This window comes from Streptococcus macedonicus ACA-DC 198, from assembly GCA_000283635.1.
In the GTDB taxonomy this organism is placed as follows: Bacteria; Bacillota; Bacilli; order Lactobacillales; family Streptococcaceae; genus Streptococcus; species Streptococcus macedonicus.
Map to the genome: position 1 here is coordinate 856,879 of HE613569.1, position 20,362 is coordinate 877,240.

General features: G+C 35.6%; 18 protein-coding genes and 3 pseudogenes. 18 read left to right on the forward strand and 3 right to left on the reverse strand.

Going from position 1 to position 20,362, the window contains the following annotated elements; genetic code table 11:
• Nucleotides 1–19: 19 nt before the first annotated feature.
• The 7 genes from SMA_RS04405 to SMA_RS04435 all read left to right on the forward strand — a co-directional run bounded on the left by SMA_RS04405 (nt 20) and on the right by SMA_RS04435 (nt 7,318).
• The gene (locus SMA_RS04405) at nt 20–1,021 is read left to right on the forward strand and encodes a stealth family protein (RefSeq protein WP_014294419.1); all 1,002 of its coding nucleotides are present in this window, start codon (nt 20–22) and stop codon (nt 1,019–1,021) included.
• 57 nt (nt 1,022–1,078) lie between these two features.
• Nucleotides 1,079–1,327 (forward strand): DUF1919 domain-containing protein, encoded by a 249-nt coding sequence (locus tag SMA_RS04410; protein WP_268721352.1) that lies wholly within the window; start codon nt 1,079–1,081, stop codon nt 1,325–1,327.
• A gap of 140 nt (nt 1,328–1,467) precedes the next feature.
• Nucleotides 1,468–2,580 carry a glycosyltransferase gene (locus tag SMA_RS04415; protein ID WP_014294420.1) on the forward strand — a complete coding sequence of 371 codons (1,113 nt, stop codon included), beginning with the start codon at nt 1,468–1,470 and terminating at the stop codon, nt 2,578–2,580.
• Nucleotides 2,581–2,595: 15 nt separating this feature from the next.
• Nucleotides 2,596–3,525: a glycosyltransferase family protein gene (locus tag SMA_RS04420; RefSeq protein ID WP_014294421.1), complete on the forward strand. Its 930-nt coding sequence runs from the start codon at nt 2,596–2,598 to the stop codon at nt 3,523–3,525.
• Nucleotides 3,522–4,763 (forward strand): O-antigen ligase family protein, encoded by a 1,242-nt coding sequence (locus SMA_RS04425; RefSeq protein WP_014294422.1) that lies wholly within the window; start codon nt 3,522–3,524, stop codon nt 4,761–4,763. Before SMA_RS04420 ends, SMA_RS04425 begins: the two co-directional genes overlap by 4 nt.
• Nucleotides 4,756–6,210, forward strand: a complete 1,455-nt coding sequence (locus SMA_RS04430; protein WP_014294423.1) for a flippase — start codon at nt 4,756–4,758, stop codon at nt 6,208–6,210. Before SMA_RS04425 ends, SMA_RS04430 begins: the two co-directional genes overlap by 8 nt.
• Before the next feature lies 1 nt (nt 6,211).
• The gene (locus SMA_RS04435; RefSeq protein ID WP_014294424.1) at nt 6,212–7,318 is read left to right on the forward strand and encodes a glycosyltransferase family 4 protein; all 1,107 of its coding nucleotides are present in this window, start codon (nt 6,212–6,214) and stop codon (nt 7,316–7,318) included.
• Between the two features lie 187 nt (nt 7,319–7,505).
• Here the strand turns inward: SMA_RS04435 and SMA_RS04440 are convergent.
• A pseudogene (locus SMA_RS04440) lies at nt 7,506–8,717 on the reverse strand (ISL3 family transposase).
• 61 nt (nt 8,718–8,778) lie between these two features.
• Nucleotides 8,779–9,257: pseudogene (locus tag SMA_RS10890) on the reverse strand (transposase); the annotation flags it as partial.
• Nucleotides 9,258–9,509: 252 nt separating this feature from the next.
• Here SMA_RS10890 and rfbD point away from each other — a divergent pair.
• The 11 genes and pseudogenes from rfbD to SMA_RS04495 all read left to right on the forward strand — a co-directional run bounded on the left by rfbD (nt 9,510) and on the right by SMA_RS04495 (nt 19,495).
• Nucleotides 9,510–10,364 (forward strand): dTDP-4-dehydrorhamnose reductase, encoded by an 855-nt coding sequence (rfbD, locus tag SMA_RS04445; protein ID WP_014294427.1) that lies wholly within the window; start codon nt 9,510–9,512, stop codon nt 10,362–10,364.
• A 197-nt stretch (nt 10,365–10,561) separates the two neighbouring features.
• Nucleotides 10,562–11,167 (forward strand): annotated as a pseudogene (locus tag SMA_RS12375) (hypothetical protein); the annotation flags it as partial.
• 1,379 nt (nt 11,168–12,546) lie between these two features.
• The gene (locus tag SMA_RS04455) at nt 12,547–13,353 is read left to right on the forward strand and encodes a dihydroorotate dehydrogenase electron transfer subunit (RefSeq protein ID WP_014294430.1); all 807 of its coding nucleotides are present in this window, start codon (nt 12,547–12,549) and stop codon (nt 13,351–13,353) included.
• A 9-nt stretch (nt 13,354–13,362) separates the two neighbouring features.
• Complete coding sequence (locus SMA_RS04460; RefSeq protein ID WP_014294431.1) at nt 13,363–14,307, forward strand: dihydroorotate dehydrogenase; 945 nt, start codon at nt 13,363–13,365, stop codon at nt 14,305–14,307.
• Nucleotides 14,308–14,527: 220 nt separating this feature from the next.
• Nucleotides 14,528–15,220 carry an orotidine-5'-phosphate decarboxylase gene (pyrF, locus tag SMA_RS04465; protein ID WP_014294432.1) on the forward strand — a complete coding sequence of 231 codons (693 nt, stop codon included), beginning with the start codon at nt 14,528–14,530 and terminating at the stop codon, nt 15,218–15,220.
• Nucleotides 15,221–15,264: 44 nt separating this feature from the next.
• Nucleotides 15,265–15,588, forward strand: coding sequence for an inorganic diphosphatase (locus tag SMA_RS04470; protein WP_014294433.1), 324 nt, complete (start codon nt 15,265–15,267; stop codon nt 15,586–15,588).
• Between the two features lie 14 nt (nt 15,589–15,602).
• Nucleotides 15,603–16,232, forward strand: coding sequence for an orotate phosphoribosyltransferase (pyrE, locus tag SMA_RS04475; protein ID WP_003064536.1), 630 nt, complete (start codon nt 15,603–15,605; stop codon nt 16,230–16,232).
• A gap of 77 nt (nt 16,233–16,309) precedes the next feature.
• A complete protein-coding gene (locus SMA_RS04480; protein ID WP_014294434.1) occupies nt 16,310–16,810 on the forward strand; it encodes a YbhB/YbcL family Raf kinase inhibitor-like protein in 501 nt (166 codons plus the stop codon).
• A 17-nt stretch (nt 16,811–16,827) separates the two neighbouring features.
• Entirely contained in the window at nt 16,828–17,481 is a 654-nt protein-coding gene (locus SMA_RS04485) for a uracil-DNA glycosylase (protein ID WP_014294435.1), read from the forward strand.
• A gap of 12 nt (nt 17,482–17,493) precedes the next feature.
• Nucleotides 17,494–18,216 carry a Type 1 glutamine amidotransferase-like domain-containing protein gene (locus SMA_RS04490; RefSeq protein WP_014294436.1) on the forward strand — a complete coding sequence of 241 codons (723 nt, stop codon included), beginning with the start codon at nt 17,494–17,496 and terminating at the stop codon, nt 18,214–18,216.
• A gap of 7 nt (nt 18,217–18,223) precedes the next feature.
• Complete coding sequence (locus SMA_RS04495) at nt 18,224–19,495, forward strand: dihydroorotase (RefSeq protein WP_044563229.1); 1,272 nt, start codon at nt 18,224–18,226, stop codon at nt 19,493–19,495.
• 19 nt (nt 19,496–19,514) lie between these two features.
• Here the strand turns inward: SMA_RS04495 and plsY are convergent, their stop codons facing one another.
• Nucleotides 19,515–20,153 carry a glycerol-3-phosphate 1-O-acyltransferase PlsY gene (gene plsY, locus SMA_RS04500; RefSeq protein WP_009854078.1) on the reverse strand — a complete coding sequence of 213 codons (639 nt, stop codon included), beginning with the start codon at nt 20,151–20,153 and terminating at the stop codon, nt 19,515–19,517.
• Nucleotides 20,154–20,362 lie beyond the last annotated feature (209 nt).

The following is a 20,362-nucleotide window of genomic DNA, read 5'->3' on the forward strand; positions in this document are numbered from 1 at the left end:
AAAATAAAGAGGAAGTGATATGAATTTTCCAATAGATTTTGTTGTAACCTGGGTTGATGGTAGTGATCCTAATTGGAGAGCCAGAAAGAGAAAATATGACTCTACTTTTGCAACATCAGAAAATAATATGAACTCCGATAAAGCGTACCGTGAATGGGGGACGTTTAAGTATTGGTTTAGAGGTGTTGAGAAGTTTGCACCATGGGTGAATAAGGTTTATTTAGTAACTGATAATCAGATACCAGATTGGTTAGATGTAGATAATAGTAAATTAGACGTTATTGATCATAAAGAAATCATCAACAATGACTATCTACCAGTGTTTTCATCTAATGCCATTGAATGTAATATTCATAAAATACCAAATTTGTCTGAACATTTTGTTTGTTTTAACGACGATATGTATTTAACGGCACCAGTTTCACCAAGTGATTTTTTCTCTGAGGATGGCTTACCTAAGTATAATACTGCCTTATCTCCTATTATTCCTGAGCGATTTGGTACAGGAAACTTTCAAATTAATAATATGGAGATAATAACAAGTTATTTCAGCAAAGCAGAAATCTTGAAAAATGGGAAGTTCTTTTCTCCAAATCAGGGCTTAAAGCAGGTAATAAAATCTTTACTTTATAAAAATAGTAAATTTATTTGTGGCTTCTGGGAAAGTCATCTTCCATATCCTCTTTTAAAATCAACATTTAATGTTTTATGGGAGAAGGAGAAGGAAATCTTAGAAAAAACATCAGCTAGTCGATTTAGAAATCCGGCAGATATAAATATTTGGCTTTTTAAATATTGGCAAATTGCGAGTGGACAATATGTTATTGGTGATTCAAAAATTGGTGGACTATTTTCTTTGGATGACGTCAATTCAGATTTCTGGAAACTTTTAGTTTCGAAGAAATATAAAATTATGTGTATTAATGATGGCTTTAACATTCAGAATGAAAATAAGGTAATGAAGGAATTCATTGCAACATTTGATGGGTTTCTACCTGAAAAGAGTACTTTTGAATTATAAAATATAGGTAATTAGAGAGATTATGGAAAAAAATCACTAAAAGATAGAATAAAACCTATGACATTTGTTAAGGAATCAAAATATCTCAAAGACTTTGATAATGCCTATCCCCTGGCTCTTTTAGATGATATCGAATTGTATTTCTTACATTATGCAGATGAGGAAGAAGCAACTCAAAAATGGAACCGTCGTTTAGAAAGAATTCATTGGGATAATTTGTATTTTAAGTTCAATGATATTGATGTCTGTACTTATGAATTGATGAAAGAGTTTGAAGAGCTTCCTAAATTATTATTAAAAAAATGAACAAAATTACTTTGTGTTAATAATGATTTGGGGATGACTGAAGATGATTTAAAGAAATTTTCTAAGATATTGTCTGAACGTTATCCAGAAAAGTCTCAATTTGAATTATAACTTTACTGAGTAGTTATTGGAGTAAATAGATGAAACCTAAAATTTTACAAATAGGAGCAGAAAATTTTGGAGCAGGTGGTAGATCTGTAATAGCATATAATATGACTCGCCCCTTGACGAATGACTTTCAAGTTGATTTTTTAGCAATTGGAAAATTGAAGAATCCTGGTTTTCATCAAATAATTGAAGAAAACGGGGGACATGTTTATCATGTCAAGGGAGTATCAAGTAAAATAAAAAGACTAAGAAGTATCTACTCGATTTTAAAAAAAGAAAAGTACGATATTGTTCATATTAATGCAGATGATGCAATCGAGGGATTGTTTAATATCATTCTGTCAAAGTTATCGGGTGCTAAGATAGTGGTTCATGCTCATAATACTTCATCATTTTGTGGTGACGGATTTGTCGGAAGAGTTAAGTTATTATTGGCGAGAAATATTGTCAATCGTTTGGCAGATTGTAAGTTGTCCTGCTCTATCGAAGCAGCAAGATATCTGTATGGTAAGATTAATTTCACTAATGTAGAAGTTTTGAACAATGGAATTATAATCAATGATTTTTTATATAATGAAAAGTTAAGACATATTGTACGAGGTAAATTGAACCTTCCAAAAGAGGCTATTGTTTTAGGCACTATTGGAAGGTTGTCATATCAAAAAAATCCTGAGTTTATAGTTAACCTAATACAAACTCTTTTTCCAAAGACACCTAATTTTTATTTTATTTGGATTGGTGATGGTGAGGAACGAACTAATATAGAAACGATGTTAGGCGAAGAAATAAAATCAGGAAGGGTTCTATTACTTGGAAAACAGGAGCAACCGGCACAATATTTACAAGCAATGGATGTTTTTTTGTTACCTTCTCTTTATGAAGGATTTGGAATTGTGAATATTGAAGCACAAGCATCTGGATTGCCTTGTGTGGTGAGCTCTGCAGTTCCAGAGTCAGCTTCGGTTAATTCGAATTTTTATAGATTATCATTATCTGATGGTGTTGAAAAGTGGACGGATTTTATCATCTCTATGAGTTATAAACGTCTTCCATATGGCTCTGCAGAGAAAATAAAAGAAGCTGGATTTGATATAGAGGATAGCGCTAGAAAGTTACGAACAATCTATCAGAAATTGGCGAAGTAATACAAAGGAGATTCTATGTACTCATTAATTATTACTGATTACAAATCAATGAGTGATACAGTAGATTATATAAAAAAGTTTATTGATATATATGTAGGGAATGATGTCCATTATATTATCGTAGACAACAGTGCGGAAGAATTAGGAAAACAATTCTTACAAGATTCTAAAGTTGAATTCATTTCCTCTACTTTTAATGGAAAAAAAGTCTATTCTTTTGAAATATCACAAAGGAATATTTATATAATTGATTCCGATGAAAATGGCGGATATTCTAAAGGTAATAATTTAGGTGCTAAATTTGCAATTCAGAATTTTGATACACCTTATCTAATTTTTTCAAACAATGATTTAGAGTTTCCTAATGGTTTGCAGTTGAAAGAATGTAAAACTATCATTGAAACGAGTGATAATCCAGTAGGTATAGTTGGTCCCAAGATTCTCACACCTCAAGGAGATATTCAAAGTCCTCGTAAGCGAATGAATTTCTTAGAAGAGATGATACTTCAGGATTATAATAGACAGTGGTTTGATAGTAAGATACAAAAATGGATTGATATTGACTATACTGCTCCTGAGGGTGAGACAGGATGGGTTAGTGGTAGCTTTATGTTTGTTTCTAGAAAAGCTTTTGAAGCCGTATCAGGATTTGATGAAAATGTTTTTCTTTATTGTGAAGAGATGATATTAAGTGAAAGAATGAGAAATAAGGGATATATGACGTATTACTATCCTGAATGGACGATTTATCATTATCATAGAGGAGCGCATAATCCTGAGTCAGAGAAGATTGGCCGCGTATCAAAAAAATACTATTATAGAGAATATAGAGGAACCTCTGAACTTTCTTTAAAAATATCTGATATGTCTTACTTTTTATGTAAAAAGATATATCGATTGAAAAAAATATTGGATGGTACGTATTTCAGGGAGAAAAAGCATTGAAATTTAATAAATATCTTTTTCTATTTTTACTATTCTTTTTAGTTGAATTTAGAGGCTTTTATCTAGTAAGTTGGCCGAGTTTACTAGGAGGAGCTGCTAGTAACAAATTGGGTATTGCATTTTATGCCATACTATTATTTTTGGTATATTTTATCAAAAATAAAGGAAAACTTAAAGTAGGTATTTTTGGAAATTATATCCTGGTTTTTTATCTAATTCTGATTTTAAGTTCACTTGTGTCCATGTATTTATTTGGCTATTCAATTACGCAAGTATTGTGGGATATCCTGCCTTTTTCAATCTTACTTCTCTATTTTCCTCTTTGTGAGGTATTTCAAAAAGATAGTAACTATGCACTTTTTGTTAAAATAGGTCAAATAACAATTTCAATAGTATCAATACTGTTTATTATACAAGTATATAAATATCAAGGTTTACCAACAGTATTTTTGAAAATTGAAGATATCATACCTTTAAGCTATATTTATAATTTGACTGTACCGTTACGTATTTATAGTGTTTTTGAGGGGCTTGTTCGGATTTTTGTCATTTTAGTTGCATGGAAAATTATTGCAAAACAATTTAGAAGATCTTTTTGGGACATCATTAGTTTATTATTGATGTTAGGTGCTATTTTTTATGTCGATCAGTCTAGATATTATTTAGTAACAGTGCTAGTAGCCATCCTATCAATGTACTTGATTTATAATAGGAAGAATTTAACAGTATCATCATTGTTAGGTACTCTGATTTTTAGTACGGCGGGTCTCCTCATTATTTTTAATAGATTTGGTTCAATTTCTGATAGTATTTCAGATAATACTGGTTCCTCGTTTGCTCGGACAGGTGCCATTGAATATTATTTAGATAAGATTTTCACTTATCCATTTGGGTTGGGGTTACATACTCCTGATAAAGGAACTTCTTTGTATTATTTGATTAAAGGACCCGACGGATATTTTAATTATGATGATATCGGGTTATTTGGAACACTAGGTTCCTTGGGACTCCCTGGATTTATTTGGTATATCTTTTTGACTATAAAATTAGTTATGACATGGATAAAGAGAATCAGTTCTAACGCATTAATATCAGGACTATTGATTAGTTTTTTGATGAGTCTTACTATCATGTCTTATCTTGATAGGCAACGGATTATTGCGCTAATGTTGACATTGGTTATTGTCAATAAAGAATCTTTAAAATTAAATAGAGATGGAGATTTAATAAATGACTAAAAAGATGGGAGTAAATGCTGCTTTAAATTTATTTAAAACTGCACTTTCAATTATATTCCCTTTAATCACCTATCCCTATATCAGTAGGATATTAGGAGTAGAGAACCTTGGGAAAATTAATTATACAGCTTCTATTGTAGGTTACTTTTCTTTAATTGCTGCCCTTGGAATTTCTACTTATGCTATTAGGGAAGGAGGTCGTATTAGATCTAATTCTGAGAAGCTAAGTCATTTAGGTAATCAAATTTTTACTATAAATATTTTATCGACGGTAGTCTCCTATCTGTTGTTATTATTAGTTGTCTGGTTATTTATTCCAAATAGAGAATATCAAATTCTGATTTGTATTCAAAGTCTAACAATTGTTTTTGCAACATTGGGAGTGGATTGGATAAACGTTCTTTTTGAGGATTTCCTTTATATTACGATTAGAAGTATTATTATACAAATCTTATCGTTGATATTGATGTTTGTCCTTGTTAAAACAGCTAACGATTTATACCTATATACATTTATCTCGGTAATTGGTTCAGGGATATCTTGTATTTTAAATTTAATCTATTGTAGAAAGTATTTGAAACTCTCTCTAGTTTGGAAACTTGATTTAGCAAAGCATTTTAAGCCAATTATGGTCTTGTTTTCTGGTGGTCTAGTGATTAGTATCTATGCTAATTCTGATATGCTAATGTTAGAGTGGTTCAAAGGCGCATATTACGTTGGATTATATGCTGTTGCGGCTAGAGTGTACACAATCTTAAAAAATTTATTGGCTTCCATCTATTCCGTTACAATACCTAGATTGTCACATTTGTTTGGTGAACAAAAAATTGACGAATTTAAAAAAAGTTATACCCAAATACTTTCAGTTGTAACTCTAATCTTAATTCCAATGAGTGCAGGACTTATTGTTTTGTCTCGGGAGATTATCTTATTTTTAGGTGGAATTAAATTTATTGATGCTACTTTAACATTACAATTATTAGCTATTAGCTTAATCGGAGCTATATTTGGTGGAATATTAACCTATGGTCTTAATATTCCTATTGGACGTGAGTCTGTAAACCTAACAGGAGCGCTATATGGAATTATTGTGAATATCGGAATTAGTCTTCTTTTAATTCCCGTATTTAAACAGAATGGTGCAGCAGTAGCAACAATCGCTTCAGAGTTTTTTATTGTTTTATATAACTTTCTGGTTGTAAGAGAAAGTGGAAAATACATTGATTTTGTAATATGGAGAAAGAACTTAATTCAAGCTTTGCTAGGTTTCTTTTCTATAATAATCATTGGTTTTGGGGTTAAGTTATTCGTAACTAATTCACTTCTTTTAATTTTTAGCATTACTTTAGTTGGCATAATCGTCTATTTATTAGAGCTCAAACTTTTAAAAAATCCATTGTTAGATCATATTTTAGATATGGTTAAACATAAATTTAGGAGGGGTTAGTTTGAAGATTGTAATTCCAAGAATTATTCATAACAAAGAACAACTGACCTGGGATTGGTCGGGGACAATAACTAATATAAAAAAATATTTAGGAAAATACGAGATTGTTGAGGAACAGAATATTTTCTATACTTTTAGAATGAATGTGCACAAAATGCTTGTTCGTTTAGGTATTAGAAAATCCGATATGAACATGATGTATATAAAATATGCTGAAAATCAAGTTCATCTCTCTCCAAAGGATGTTTGTCTTACATTTGATGAGTTCCCTTTATCTTTTCCTGATAATCCAGTTTATATCTATCAAGACTTGAATCTTCATTATTTGATAGAGAGTTCTCAAAACAACAGTCAATCGTTCAAATATAGTGGTTTTCAAAATGTCTCGGCAGAAATTCTAGATAGTCGAATGAGAAAACAGGAAAGATTTTATAATCAAGCCACTGGAATATTTACTATGAGTAAATGGTTTTCAGATTACTTAATAGCTCAACAAGGGCTTCCAGCTGAGAAAGTTCATTATGTGGGAGCGGGAACAAATATGGATAATCTATTATTTGAGGGCTCACATAAGGGACGTAATAAATTTTTATTTATTGGCAAAGATTTTTTGCGTAAGGGTGGAGATCTTGTTTATAATGCTTTTGTTTATTTGCAAAGTAATCTCATGCCAGAGGCAGAGTTGTACATTATAGGCCCTTCAGATGCTCCAATGGAATTTAACAATCCGAATGTTTATTTTTTAGGGAATCTACCAGCAGATAATGTTCAATATTATTATAATCTTTGTGATGTATTTGTTTTACCTTCTCGATTTGAAGCATTTGGAATTGTATTTGTTGAAGCTCTTAGCTATGGTTTACCATGTATAGGACGTAATTTAATGGAAATGCCAAATTTAATTCAAAATAATGAAACAGGATTATTAATACCTGCTGAAGAGGAAAATCCACAGGTTCTAGCTGATAAAATGTATAATCTAATAAAAGATGAAAGTTTCTTTAGAAATGTTCAGATGAAACAAGATTATTATAAAGCAGAATTTTCGTGGGACACAGTTGCAAAAAGAATGATTTCAGTGATGAAACAAGATTTAGATAAGATGTAGTTATCTCGTATACATAGTTACTGATTCGAATTAAATTTAATCTGTATTTTTATGGCTCTTTGTCAACTGTAGTGGGTGACGAAAAGCTAACATCTATAGAGGATGAACTTCGTCCTCTCTTTCTTTATCTCTTTCTTGTTTTTAGGAGATAAGCTGAAAAGGGCTCTCCCCAGCCCTTTTCACTGTTCTATGCAATCAGAATCCGTTTTTTAAAGTTTTCAAAGTTCCTGAAACCAAAGGCATTTCTCTTAATGACTTCGATGATCTTATTGGTAGCTTCCAGTTTAGCGTTGGAATAAGGCAATTCCATGGCGTTTAAAACCTTGTCTTTATCCTTTAAAAATGTCTTCAATACCGTCTGGAAAATAGGATTAACAGTGGCTATTTACTGTTCGATGAGACTGAAGAAATGATCTGAGTTCTTCTCTTGGAAATGAAATAAGAGAAGCTGATAGAGTTCACAATGTTGTCGTAGTTCCTCGGAGTAGGATAGGAGTTTTTCGAGTATTTCCTTGTTAGTCAAATGCATTCGAAACATAGGGCGATAAAATCGTTTATCGCTGAGTTTACGGCTATCTTGTTGTATCAATTTCCAGTAACGTTTCAAGGCTCGGTATTCCTGCGATTTTCTGTCGAATTGATTCATAATTTGAATACGGACACGGTTCATATCACGACTAAGGTGTTGCACGATATGAAAGCGATTGAGTACAATTTTTGCATTCGGAAAAAGCTGTTTAGCAAGTTGATAATAGGGACTAAACATATCCATGGTAATCACTTTGACCCGATTTCTAACCTTTCTAGGATAGCGTAGAAAGTGGTTTCGGATGGTTGCTTGAGTTCTTCCGTCGAGAATGGCGATGACATTTAGGGAGTCGAAATCTTGAGCGATGAAGCTCATTTTCCCCTTCTTGAAGGCATACTCGTCCCAACTCATCACCTCAGGTAGGGTATTCCAATCCGTTTCAAACTTGAACTCATTGAGCTTTCTCATAACTGACGATGTTGAGATAGATAGCCTGTGTGCAATATGTTGCATTGCTTGATTTTCGATGAGTAATTGAGCGATTTTCTGGTTAACAGCGACAGAGATTTGGTGGTTTTTCTTGACAAGAGGGGTTTCAGCGACCGCCATTTTTCCGCAATCTTTACACTTGAACCGACGCTTTCGAAGACGGATAAGTAAGGGATAACCAGCTGTTTCTAGGTAGGGGATCTTAGAGGCTTTCTGGAAATCATAATTAGCCATTAGTCCCTTACAAGAAGGACATTTAGGGGCTGTGTAATCCAAGTGACCGTGGAGTTCTAAGTGAGTCCCCATATCATATTCATCAGTGATAGTGATATTTTTGTCTTTAATTCTGAGAAAATTTGTGATAAGATTTAGTTGTTCCATATGAACCCTTTCTAATGTGAGTTTCGTCGCTTTTCATTATAGGTCATATGGGACTTTTTTTCTACACTAAAAAAGGCTCCATAATCTCTACAGTGGATTTACCCACTACAGAAATTATAGAGCCTGTTGTTCTCGCTTTTTTGATGTTCAAAGCGAGGTAAATGCGTTTTTTAAAGTTGTCAAAGTTCCTATAACCAAAAGCGTTGCGTTTAATATCTTTGATGAGTTTAGTAGTTGCTTCAAGTTTAGCGTTAGAATAGGGAAGTTCAATGGCATTGGTAATGTATTTCTTATACCAAACGAAAGTTGTTAGAGTTGTTTTTAATGAGTGATTGAGTTGATGTAAAACTTCCTGAATTAATCCAAAAAATTATTCGGTATGCTGTTCTTGTAAGTGAAAAAGAAGTAATTGATAAAGGTTGTAGTATTTTTAAGTTGGGGAACGTGTTTAAAAATCTTGTCTAAACACTCTTTAGGTGTTAGCGTTTCCCTGAAAGTCCTCGAATAAAAGGCATTAGGCGATAGTTTTCGACGATACTTTTGATGAGTTAGAACGCTGTAATGGATATTTGGATGTTTTAGAACATGTGCTTGATGTAGCTTCTTTTTGATATAAGGTCGAAAAAAGAATTGTTAAAGCTTGGAATAGTAAGCATCTTTGTTAAATTTTTAGAATTATTTCTAGGAATTTCTGCTCCTTACTGCTTTTTCTGAAAAAATAGTGTAAAATAGTAGGGAATGATTTAAAAGGTTTACAGGCCTTTAGATATTAAAAAAACGAGGAGTGCTAAAATGATTTTAGTTACAGGTGCCAATGGGCAATTAGGAACAGAATTACGTTATCTTTTGGATGAACGTGGTGAGGAGTACGTAGCGGTTGACGTTGCAGAAATGGACATCACTAATGCTGAAAAAGTTGATGAAGTATTTGCACAAGTAAAACCAACACTTGTTTACCACTGTGCGGCTTACACTGCGGTTGATGCGGCTGAAGATGAAGGTAAAGAACTTGATTATGCGATCAACGTGACAGGTACTGAAATCGTAGCTAAAGCTGCAGCAAAATATGGTGCAACTCTTGTTTACATTTCAACTGACTACGTTTTTGATGGTAAAAAACCAGTTGGTCAAGAATGGGAAGTTGATGATACTCCAGATCCTCAAACTGAATACGGTCGTACAAAACGTTTGGGTGAAGAAGCGGTTGAAAAATACGCTAAAAACTTCTACATCATCCGTACTGCTTGGGTATTTGGTAACTACGGTAAAAACTTTGTCTTCACAATGCAAAATCTTGCCAAAACTCATGACACATTGACTGTTGTTAATGACCAACACGGTCGTCCAACTTGGACTCGTACTTTGGCAGAATTCATGACTTACTTGACAGAAAACCAAAAAGAATTTGGTTACTACCACTTGTCAAATGATGCTGACGAAGATACAACTTGGTATGACTTCGCGGTTGAAATCTTGAAAGATACTGATGTTGTCGTTAAACCAGTTGATTCAAGTCAATTCCCAGCAAAAGCAAAACGCCCATTCAACTCAACAATGAGTCTTAAAAAAGCAAAAGCTACAGGCTTTGTCATTCCAACATGGCAAGAAGCTTTGAAAGAATTTTACAAACAAGACGTTAAAAAATAATCTTGATAAATAGAAGAAACTGAGTTACGACTCGGTTTCTTTTTCTTTTTTTGTCTAAATATATCGTTCGGTTTTTCTTTTTATTTTCAGGCTTCTTATCTTTTTTCATTGTCCTTTTACCTATTATGTGATATATTAGTAGTAACGTACTGTAATAGAAATGTAATATAAGTTATAAGGTGAGTGTGGTGGTAGCGATGAAAGATACAAATTCAAATGGGCATCGTTTATTAATTCAAAAATTACTTGTCAGCATTCATTACCTAACACTTTTCAGAGATGAAATTGTTTTGGTTGAGAAGACCCCATCTTTATTGGGGGCTTCTTTTTCGCCAAATATTGTGCAATCAGAGTTAGGTGAAATTTTGGCAGCAGTGGATGCGCTTTCTAAGCAAAAAAAGTTGATTAAGTCAACTTTCTGGTATGATGAAGCGTCATTCAGATTGATGAATCACTCTTTGGATATTGTCGGTACTTGGATTCGTGGGATTGATAACGTCTTGGAAATTTGTGAGTCTAAGTCTGTTTTCCATGCGATTTTGGGTGATAATCGTCAACGCGTTTTTGGTGTTTTGATTGATGTCTTTACCTCTCTTCGTGTAACAAATTTATCAATCAAAGAAGAATCTGAATACCCTCTTTTGGTTGATCCGCTAAAAGTTGTGGAATACAAGAAAAGAGAAGTCAAAAAAGCAGAGCTAATGGCTAAGATTGATGCCTTGACGCCAAGAAAATCTGAAGAAGTTTATGATGACAGTAAAGACGAAAAAGTTGAGTCTATCCCAGAATTAGTAGAAAAAGAATTAGCTAAAGAAAAAGCAGCTAAGTCCGAAAAAGTTCTTGGACCAGATGAATTAAAAGAAGTTCTTAAAGGAAATGACGAAGTAGCCGACAACAAAGAAGACGCTGAGGAAGTCCTTGAACCTGTCGTTGCTGACGAAGCAGAAACTGTTGAAACTACTGATGCTGAAGAAGATGCTCCTCAAACTGAAGTAAGCCCAGAAGAAGTAAGTAAGTCAGTTGATGAAGAACCAGCTGTTGAGGTAGAGGTGGAAAATTCTGACGAGGAGAATGAAGAGCAAGTTCAAGAAGAAACTAGTCAATCTTTTGAAGAAGATGTTGAACAAGAAGCTATAGAAGAATCTGAGCTTGAGGAAGTTTCTGATGAAAATGAAGAAATTGAAGAAACTGCAGAACTAGAAGTTGAAGACGACCTTGTCGAGGCAGAAGAGCCTGAGACAGTTGAGTTGGAAGAACCAGCTGATGAAGTTGCCACGAGCGATGAAAAACAAGTTAGCGATAACGAAGTGGTTGAGGAAGTCCTTCTTGACGAAGAATCTGAGAAAGAAGAAGTCAAAGAGTCTGATTTTCCAGTAATCAGTCGTGATGAGGCTGTTAAGCAGTTCCGTCACTTCCTTTTCGACCATAAAGGCTTGGTATGTGTCTTGGATGCTGGAGATGATTTGAAGCGCGAGATTAACTTCTACAATGCGTTTGATCGTTTTTATGGTGCAGTAGATAATATCTTAGATTGCTTGGTTATCCTTGAAAATGTTTTAGATGAATTACGTCGCCGCAAGAAAGAAGTCTTTGATGCAGAAGGAAACTTGATTAGCGAACCGACTGAACCAATCAATCTATTGATTTATGGTCAAAATATCTTGCTAAAAGATAGTCGCTTTGAAACCTTGATGTCAGAAATCGCCCCATTTACCGGACGCTCTGATTTAAACATCTATTCTTATGCAGCATATCTAGATTAAAAAAACAGTCCAGTGGACTGTTTTTTCATGAGCCTGAAAACAGAAAAGTGAATAAGTCCAGTGGACAGGTTTTTCATGAGCCTGAAAATAAGAAAGCGAGTTAAGTCCAGTGGACTGTTTTTTCATGAGCCTGAAAACAGAAAAGCAAATAAGTCCAGTGGACAGGTTTTTCACAAGCCTAGAAATAGAAGAGCGAGCTGAGTCCATCAGAAACTTACAAAAATAATTGACAAGCAAATGAAAACGCGTTATAATAATAAAAATTTGAAAACCTTTAATTAAGTCCAGAGAGACTTTCAAGGTTACTGTAAAAAAGAGTTTTAACTCTAATAAAAGGTATGAGTTTGCTTTGGTGTACTCTGCTTATTTTGCTGTAACCTTGCCTTCTGGCGAGGTTTTTTTTGTGTGAAAGGAATATTATGAATCCAAGTTGTAAAAACAAAGCTTTGGTGTTGAAAGAAGATTTACTTATTGTTAGTCAAAGAGAGATTGCTCCACGTATTTTTGAGATGACATTATCAGGAGAGATGGTCTTGGATATGGCTCCTGGTCAATTTTTACATCTGCGTGTGCCTGACCCAAGTAAATTATTACGTCGTCCAATTTCGATTTGTCAGATTGATAAAGTTAATAAAGTGGCAACGATTGTGTATCGTGTGGAGCGTGCAGGAACAGCGATTTTATCGCAAATGAAGGCTGGTGACCGTGTTGACACAATGGGGCCTCAAGGGAATGGATTCGATTTGTCGGTGGTGACATCAGGTCAAAAAGCGTTGCTAATTGGTGGTGGAATTGGTGTACCTCCTTTGGTTGAGACAGCTAAACAACTCGCTGTTAAGGGTGTTGACGTCACTTCTATTCTTGGTTTTGCCAATAAAGAGGCTGTGATTTTGGAAGAAGAATTGTCAGCTTATGGCAAAGTTTATGTCACAACAGATGACGGCTCTTATGGTATCAAAGGCTATGTCTCAACAGTCGTTGATGACTTGGTGCAAAACGAAACGTATGATGCGATTTATTCATGTGGTGCGCCAGGCATGTTAAAATACGTTGACCAAAAGTTTGAAAATCATCCGCATGCCTACCTGTCAATGGAATCGCGTATGGCGTGTGGTATGGGAGCTTGCTATGCTTGTGTTGTTCATTTAAAAAATGCACAAGAAGCGGCTAATAAACGTGTGTGCGAAGACGGACCGGTTTTTGAAACTGGTAAAATTATCCTATAAGGAGGTCTTATGTCAGAAAATCGTTTAGCGGTCAGTCTCCCAGGGCTTGACTTGAAAAATCCAATTATCCCAGCGTCAGGTTGTTTTGGCTTCGGTCAAGAATATGCTAAATATTACGATTTAGATAAGCTTGGTTCAATCATGATTAAAGCGACAACCAAAGATGCTCGTTTTGGAAATCCAACACCGCGTGTGGCTGAAACGCCGTCAGGAATGTTAAATGCTATTGGTTTACAAAATCCAGGTGTAGATGTTATCTTGGCTAAAAAGCTACCGTGGTTAGCGCAGCATTATCCAGAATTGCCGATTATTGCCAATGTTGCGGGCTTTTCAAATGATGAGTATGCTTATGTGTCTGAAAAGATTTCAAAAGCTCCAAATGTTAAAGCTATCGAGCTTAATATTTCTTGTCCTAACGTTGACCATGGTAATCATGGCTTGTTGATTGGACAAGTGCCAGAATTGGCTTATGCAGCAGTAAAAGCGAGTGTTGAGCATTCTGATGTGCCAGTTTATGTTAAATTAACACCGAGCGTGGCTGATATCACAACAGTTGCTAAGGCTGTTGAAGAAGCTGGTGCAACAGGATTTACTATGATTAATACTTTGGTTGGTATGCGATTTGATTTGAAAACTCGTAAGCCAATCATTGCTAACGGTACTGGTGGCATGAGCGGTCCAGCGATTTTTCCAGTAGCTCTAAAACTCATCCGTCAAGTGGCGCAAAGTACGGATTTGCCAATCATCGGTATGGGTGGTGTGGATTCGGCAGAAGCTGCTATTGAAATGATGATTGCTGGTGCGTCAGCGATTGGCGTTGGAACAGCTAATTTTGCAGATCCATATGCTTGTCCAAATATTATTGACCGTTTACCAGAAGTTATGGATAAATACGGCATTGAAAATCTTGAAACCTTACGACGTGAGGTTAGGCAAGAATTACGTGGAAAATAAGCTCTGCTATTTTTCCGAAAAGTCAAGTAAGTTTTTGACTTTACCAGTAAAAAAAGATATAATATTAACAACTGAATAACCTTTAATTGAGTCCAGAGAGGCGAGAAAGGTTCGTGAAAAAAAGAAGATAAAAAGTCTTTGAATAATGGGTGTTTGCTACCCTGCTTTTCGTGTAACCTCGCCCTTTGGCGAGGTTTTCTTTGTAGAAAAAGGAGAAAAAATGCACGAAAGTCGTCCGATTATTGCTCTTGATTTTCCGTCATTTGATGATGTGAAATCATTTCTTGCTTTGTTCCCTGCTGATGAAAAACTTTATGTTAAGATTGGTATGGAGCTATACTATGCAGCAGGACCAGAAATTGTCCGTTATGTTAAATCGCTTGGACATTCTGTTTTTCTAGATTTAAAATTACATGACATTCCAAATACAGTCAAATCAGCTATGCGTGTGTTATCAAATCTTGGTGTCGATATGACTAATGTTCATGCTGCTGGTGGCGTTGAAATGATGAAAGCAGCGCGTGAAGGTCTTGGACAAGGTCCGAAACTAATCGCGGTAACACAGTTAACGTCAACGTCAGACGAACAGATGAAAGCTGATCAAAATATCCAGACAAGCTTAGTGGAATCTGTTTTGCATTATGCTAAGAAAGCAAACGAAGCTGGTCTTGACGGTGTGGTTTGTTCAGCACGTGAGGTTGCAGTTATTAAAGACGAAACTTCTGAAGATTTCGTTTGCTTGACACCAGGTATTCGTCCTGCGGGAGTTGCTGTCGGCGATCAAAAACGTGTAATGACCCCAAGTCAAGCTAGTGCCATTGGCTCAACCTTCATTGTTGTTGGACGCCCAATTACAAAAGCGGATGATCCTGTTGCGGCTTACAAAGCCATTTACGATGAATGGAATACTTAGTATTGGAATACTAAAATTGTTTTAGAGTTGGTATGGAGTTAACAATGAGGCAATCTTACACAGCGGTTATTGATAGACCAATCGGTTATCAAGATAGATACGAGAATAACTATCCAATCAATTATGGTTACATTCCAAATCTGATTGGAGGTGACGGTGAGTGGCAAGATGTCTATATTATTTCAGAGAATGTCTCAGCTCCCCTAGAAGTATTCGAAGGGGAATTAGTAGCCATTATTCATCGTGCTGATGATGTGGAGACTAAATGGATTTTAACAACCGCTGGTGAAATAGTTACTTATGACCAAATAAAACAAGCAACCCATTTTTTAGAACAATATTTTACATCAACCATTGAGTTATTATAGAAAAGAGGAATATTATGACTTTAGCATCACAAATTGCATCAGATTTGCTTGATATTCGAGCTGTTTACTTGAAACCAAACGATCCATTCACTTGGGCATCTGGTATTAAATCACCAATTTACACAGATAATCGTGTGACGCTTTCATATCCTGAAACGCGTACATTGATTGAAAATGGTTTTGTTGAAAAAATCAAAGAAGAATTTCCTGAAGTAGAAGTGATTGCGGGGACAGCAACAGCAGGAATCCCTCACGGTGCGATTATTGCTGACAAGATGAATCTTCCATTTGCTTACATTCGTAGCAAACCAAAAGATCACGGAGCTGGTAATCAAATCGAAGGTCGTGTGACAAAAGGTCAAAAAATGGTCGTCGTTGAAGACCTTATTTCAACTGGTGGCTCTGTACTAGAAGCTGTTGCAGCAGCAGAACGTGAAGGTGCTGATGTCATCGGAGTTGTGGCTATCTTTACTTATGAATTGCCTAAAGCAACTGAAAACTTTGAAAAAGCAGGTGTTAAATTGGTGACACTTTCTAACTATACTGAATTAATCAAAGTTGCTAAGGTGCAAGGTTATATCACAGCTGACGACCTTCAATTACTACATAAATTTAAAGAAAATCAAGAAACTTGGCGTGATTAATCAAGTTTAGTATTTGGCTACTAAAGTAAAATTGCTTTAGTGGCTTTCTTGGTTTAAAGGATGAAAGGAGTAAAAAGATGAAACTTTCTTGTACATTTGAAGATAATATTTTGCCAGACGCTTATGCTAAGAAAGCAAAGGTACAAGTAAAGGGAAATGCAGTGATTTCTTTTCCATTTACGATTGAAGATGTTCCTGAAAAGACGAAAAGTTTTGCATGGATATTTGTTGATTATGATTCTATTCCTGTCTGCGGTTTTGCTTATATTCATTGGGTTGTTGCCAATGTTTCAGCTGATGTAACAGTGATTTCAGAAGATTTTTCACGTCTAGACAACAAGCATGCACATGGCAAGAATAGCTTAGTTAGTAAATTACTAAATGAGGATTACTCAGACATTGACGAAGGGTATATGGGACCATATCCACCTGATAAAGACCATATCTATACCCTTACAGTTTATGCACTAGATTGTGAATTACCATTGGCAAATGGTTTCTACATGAATGAGCTATTGCATGCTATGGAAGGACATGTGTTAGCAAAAGAAAAACTAGATTTAGTAGGGAAATACTAAGACAAAAAGGAGTAAACATGCAACATTCAACTTGGCATGAGTTAATCAAAAAAGAATTGCCAGAGCATTATTTTGGCAAGGTAAATCAATTTATGGATTATGTTTATCAGCAGGAGTTGATTTACCCACCACGTGAGAAAGTTTTTAATGCCATTCAGACCACTCCGCTAGAGGACGTTAAGGTGGTGATTATTGGTCAAGATCCTTATCATGGACCTAATCAGGCACAGGGATTGTCATTTTCTGTCCCAGAGAATATTCCTGCACCACCGTCTCTTCAAAATATTCTTAAAGAATTATCAGATGATTTAGGACAACGTGACCATCATGATTTGACACCATGGGCACAGCAAGGGGTGTTGCTTCTAAATGCGTGTTTGACGGTTCCTGCAGGACGTGCTAATGGTCATGCAGGACAGATTTGGGAGCCTTTTACAGATGCTATCATTAAAGTAGTCAATCAAAAGGAAACGCCAGTTGTCTTTATTCTTTGGGGTGGATATGCTCGTAAGAAAAAGATGTTGATTACTAATCCAATTCATCATGTCATTGAAAGTGCACACCCAAGTCCACTTTCGGCATATCGTGGTTTCTTTGGTAGCCACCCTTTTTCGCGAGCAAATGCTTATTTAACTCAAGACGGGCTTGAAGCAATCGATTGGTTAAAATAATAGGAAAAACAGATGATTTATTTTTTAGCAAGTAATCCCATCATTTATGAAAAAAGACGTCTTAATCCCGCAAATGCTTTTGTTAATCTTTTGAAAGAACACCTGCCTAGCAAGTTTAGCGCTCTTTTTGTATGTTCGGATCCGAACGATAACACGTTTACAGATCAATATGCTGCTGATGTAAAAACGGCTTTTGAAGCCGAAGGCATGACATTTGAAAAATATGCGGTGCTGGATAATCGAACGGTAAATCAAGCTTCCAGCTTGGTAGCTGAGGCGGACTTGATTTTTTTATCGGGTGGGCATGTGCCTACACAGAATGCTTTTCTGAATTCAGTTGGTATGCGTGAACTGTTGCAAAGCAGCGATAAACTTGTCATCGGCTCAAGTGCAGGTTCTATGAATGCGGCGGAGCTTGTTTATGCACAACCAGAAGAAGCAGGCGAAGCGATTTCAAAAGATTATCAGCGTTTTTTAGATGGTCTTGGAATTACCCAAGTCCAGTTAATTCCACACTATCAAGAAACAAAGCATCACATGCTTGATGGGCTTCGTGTTTTCGAAGATATTACTTATCCAGATAGTAATGGTCGCTGTTTTTATGCCATTTGTGACGGTAGTTTTCTGTATGGGAATGGAACTGTTGAAATGATTTACGGTGAAGCTTACCGTATCAAAAATGGCGCATTGTCGCAGATAAATGCTGAAAATGAAACTTATCAATTTAGAAAGTGAGTTTAGTATGTTATTAATTAAAAATGGTCGTGTTGTTGATCCAAAATCTGGCTTTGATCAGGTTGCAGATGTTCTTGTTGACGGCAAAAAAATTATTAAAATTGCTGATTCGATTGAAGAAGCTAGCACTGAAATCATTGATGCGACAGGGCTTGTTGTCGCACCTGGTTTGGTTGATATTCATGTGCATTTTCGTGAACCAGGGCAAACACACAAAGAGGATATTCACACAGGTGCTCTTGCAGCTGCAGCTGGTGGTTTCACTTCTGTTGTTATGATGGCAAATACCAATCCAACGATTTCAGATGTAAAAACGCTAAAAGAGGTTTTAGCGAGTGCTGCTAAGGAAGATGTGCATGTTTACACAAATGCAACTGTAACGAAAAACTTTGACGGTCAACACTTGACTGATTTTAAAGCCCTTCTTGAAAATGGTGCACTCAGTTTTTCAGATGACGGTATTCCGCTTCAAAGCACGAAAGTATTGAAAGAAGCGCTAGATTTGGCGAAAGCGAACAATACTTTTGTTGCCGTTCACGAAGAAGACCCTGAATTGAATGGTATTCTTGGATTTAATGAGCATATTGCACGTGATAAATTCCATTTTTGTGGGGCAACAGGTGTGGCAGAATACAGCATGATTGCGCGTGATGTCATGATTGCTTACGACCGTGGCGCGCATTTGCATATCCAACATTTATCAAAAGCAGAATCTGTTAAGGTGGTCGAATTCGCTCAACAACTTGGTGCCAATGTTACTGCTGAAGCAGCGCCACAGCATTTCTCAAAAACAGAAGATTTGCTGTTAATTAAGGGCTCTGCAGCTAAGATGAATCCACCACTTCGTACCGAAAAAGACCGTTTAGCTGTTATCGAAGGTTTGAAATCTGGTGTCATTTCAGTGATTGCTACTGACCATGCACCACATCACGCAGATGAGAAAAATGATGATGACATCACAAAAGCCCCATCAGGTATGACAGGACTTGAAACATCATTGTCACTTGGTTTGACGAATTTAGTAGCGACAGGTGATTTAACTTTGTCTGAATTATTGGCTAAAATGACGATTAATCCATCATCAATGTACGATTTCGATGCAGGGTATTTGGCGGAAAATGGTCCTGCGGATATCGTTATTTTCGCAGATAAGGAAGAACGTATTGTATCAGACCATTTTGCTTCGAAAGCATCAAATTCACCATTTATCGGTGAAAAATTACAAGGTGTTGTTAAATATACCATCTGTGACGGTAAAATTGTTTACCAAGCGTCATAAAAAAAGCGGACTAGTTTTTCTAGTCCACTTTTTGTTTGCTTAAATTTAATCCCCAAGGAACAAGGTTTTCTTCATGTTTTCGAATGCGTGTGATATTGTCTTTGTGTCTAATAATGATAATACTTGCGATTAACACGATAATTAGCGTAAAGAGCAAATCGTAGTGTGGTAACAAAAAACCAAATGCTGGAAAGATAAGGACACTAACAACAGCCACAGCAGCAGCGACAACACTTGATAAGGAAATCATGCTAAAGAGATACAATGTTCCAACAAATATAATCAATAAATAAAGTAGGAACATTGGTGCAAATCCCAAAAGCACACCAGCACTAGTCGCCACAGCTTTACCACCTTTAAATTTGGCAAAAATCGGAAACGTATGTCCGATAATAGCAAAAAGTCCGATCAATATCGGAGATACTGCCGTAACACCGAGAATATGTGGAAGTAATGTGGCTACCGTTCCTTTTAACATATCAATGATAAACGTCACCGTACCAGCTTTTGGCCCTAGGACACGAAAAGTATTAGTTGTTCCTGTATTACCACTGCCGTGTTCTCTTAAATTGACGTGGTAAAAGAATTTTCCAATCCATAATCCTGTTGGAATAGATCCTAATAAATATGCAATCACAATCAAAACTAAAATTTTCATGTTTTCATTATATCATATTCAAGTTGGGATAGAAGAAAAATTTGAAAAATAAATAACTTGATTATTCAAAGTAAAACAATGGTAGCGTTTTAAAAATTTACAGTAAAATGAGTGAGAAAAGGCAAAATGACGTGCAAAATCGTCAGAATTTTTGATTTTTTTTTGCAAAAATCAGAAAAAACTTGTAATATAAAAAAGATGAACTATTT

What these genes read in the sequence shown, in the direction of transcription:
- SMA_RS04405 (WP_014294419.1), top strand. Translation starts at nt 20, where the DNA reads ATGAATTTTCCAATAGATTTTGTTGTAACCTGGGTTGATGGTAGTGAT.
- SMA_RS04410 (WP_268721352.1), top strand. Translation starts at nt 1,079, where the DNA reads ATGACATTTGTTAAGGAATCAAAATATCTCAAAGACTTTGATAATGCC.
- SMA_RS04415 (WP_014294420.1), top strand. Translation starts at nt 1,468, where the DNA reads ATGAAACCTAAAATTTTACAAATAGGAGCAGAAAATTTTGGAGCAGGT.
- SMA_RS04420 (WP_014294421.1), top strand. Translation starts at nt 2,596, where the DNA reads ATGTACTCATTAATTATTACTGATTACAAATCAATGAGTGATACAGTA.
- SMA_RS04430 (WP_014294423.1), top strand. Translation starts at nt 4,756, where the DNA reads ATGACTAAAAAGATGGGAGTAAATGCTGCTTTAAATTTATTTAAAACT.
- rfbD (WP_014294427.1), top strand. Translation starts at nt 9,510, where the DNA reads ATGATTTTAGTTACAGGTGCCAATGGGCAATTAGGAACAGAATTACGT.
- SMA_RS04455 (WP_014294430.1), top strand. Translation starts at nt 12,547, where the DNA reads ATGAATCCAAGTTGTAAAAACAAAGCTTTGGTGTTGAAAGAAGATTTA.
- SMA_RS04460 (WP_014294431.1), top strand. Translation starts at nt 13,363, where the DNA reads ATGTCAGAAAATCGTTTAGCGGTCAGTCTCCCAGGGCTTGACTTGAAA.
- pyrF (WP_014294432.1), top strand. Translation starts at nt 14,528, where the DNA reads ATGCACGAAAGTCGTCCGATTATTGCTCTTGATTTTCCGTCATTTGAT.
- SMA_RS04470 (WP_014294433.1), top strand. Translation starts at nt 15,265, where the DNA reads ATGAGGCAATCTTACACAGCGGTTATTGATAGACCAATCGGTTATCAA.
- pyrE (WP_003064536.1), top strand. Translation starts at nt 15,603, where the DNA reads ATGACTTTAGCATCACAAATTGCATCAGATTTGCTTGATATTCGAGCT.
- SMA_RS04480 (WP_014294434.1), top strand. Translation starts at nt 16,310, where the DNA reads ATGAAACTTTCTTGTACATTTGAAGATAATATTTTGCCAGACGCTTAT.
- SMA_RS04485 (WP_014294435.1), top strand. Translation starts at nt 16,828, where the DNA reads ATGCAACATTCAACTTGGCATGAGTTAATCAAAAAAGAATTGCCAGAG.
- SMA_RS04490 (WP_014294436.1), top strand. Translation starts at nt 17,494, where the DNA reads ATGATTTATTTTTTAGCAAGTAATCCCATCATTTATGAAAAAAGACGT.
- SMA_RS04495 (WP_044563229.1), top strand. Translation starts at nt 18,224, where the DNA reads ATGTTATTAATTAAAAATGGTCGTGTTGTTGATCCAAAATCTGGCTTT.
- plsY (WP_009854078.1), bottom strand. Translation starts at nt 20,153, where the DNA reads ATGAAAATTTTAGTTTTGATTGTGATTGCATATTTATTAGGATCTATT.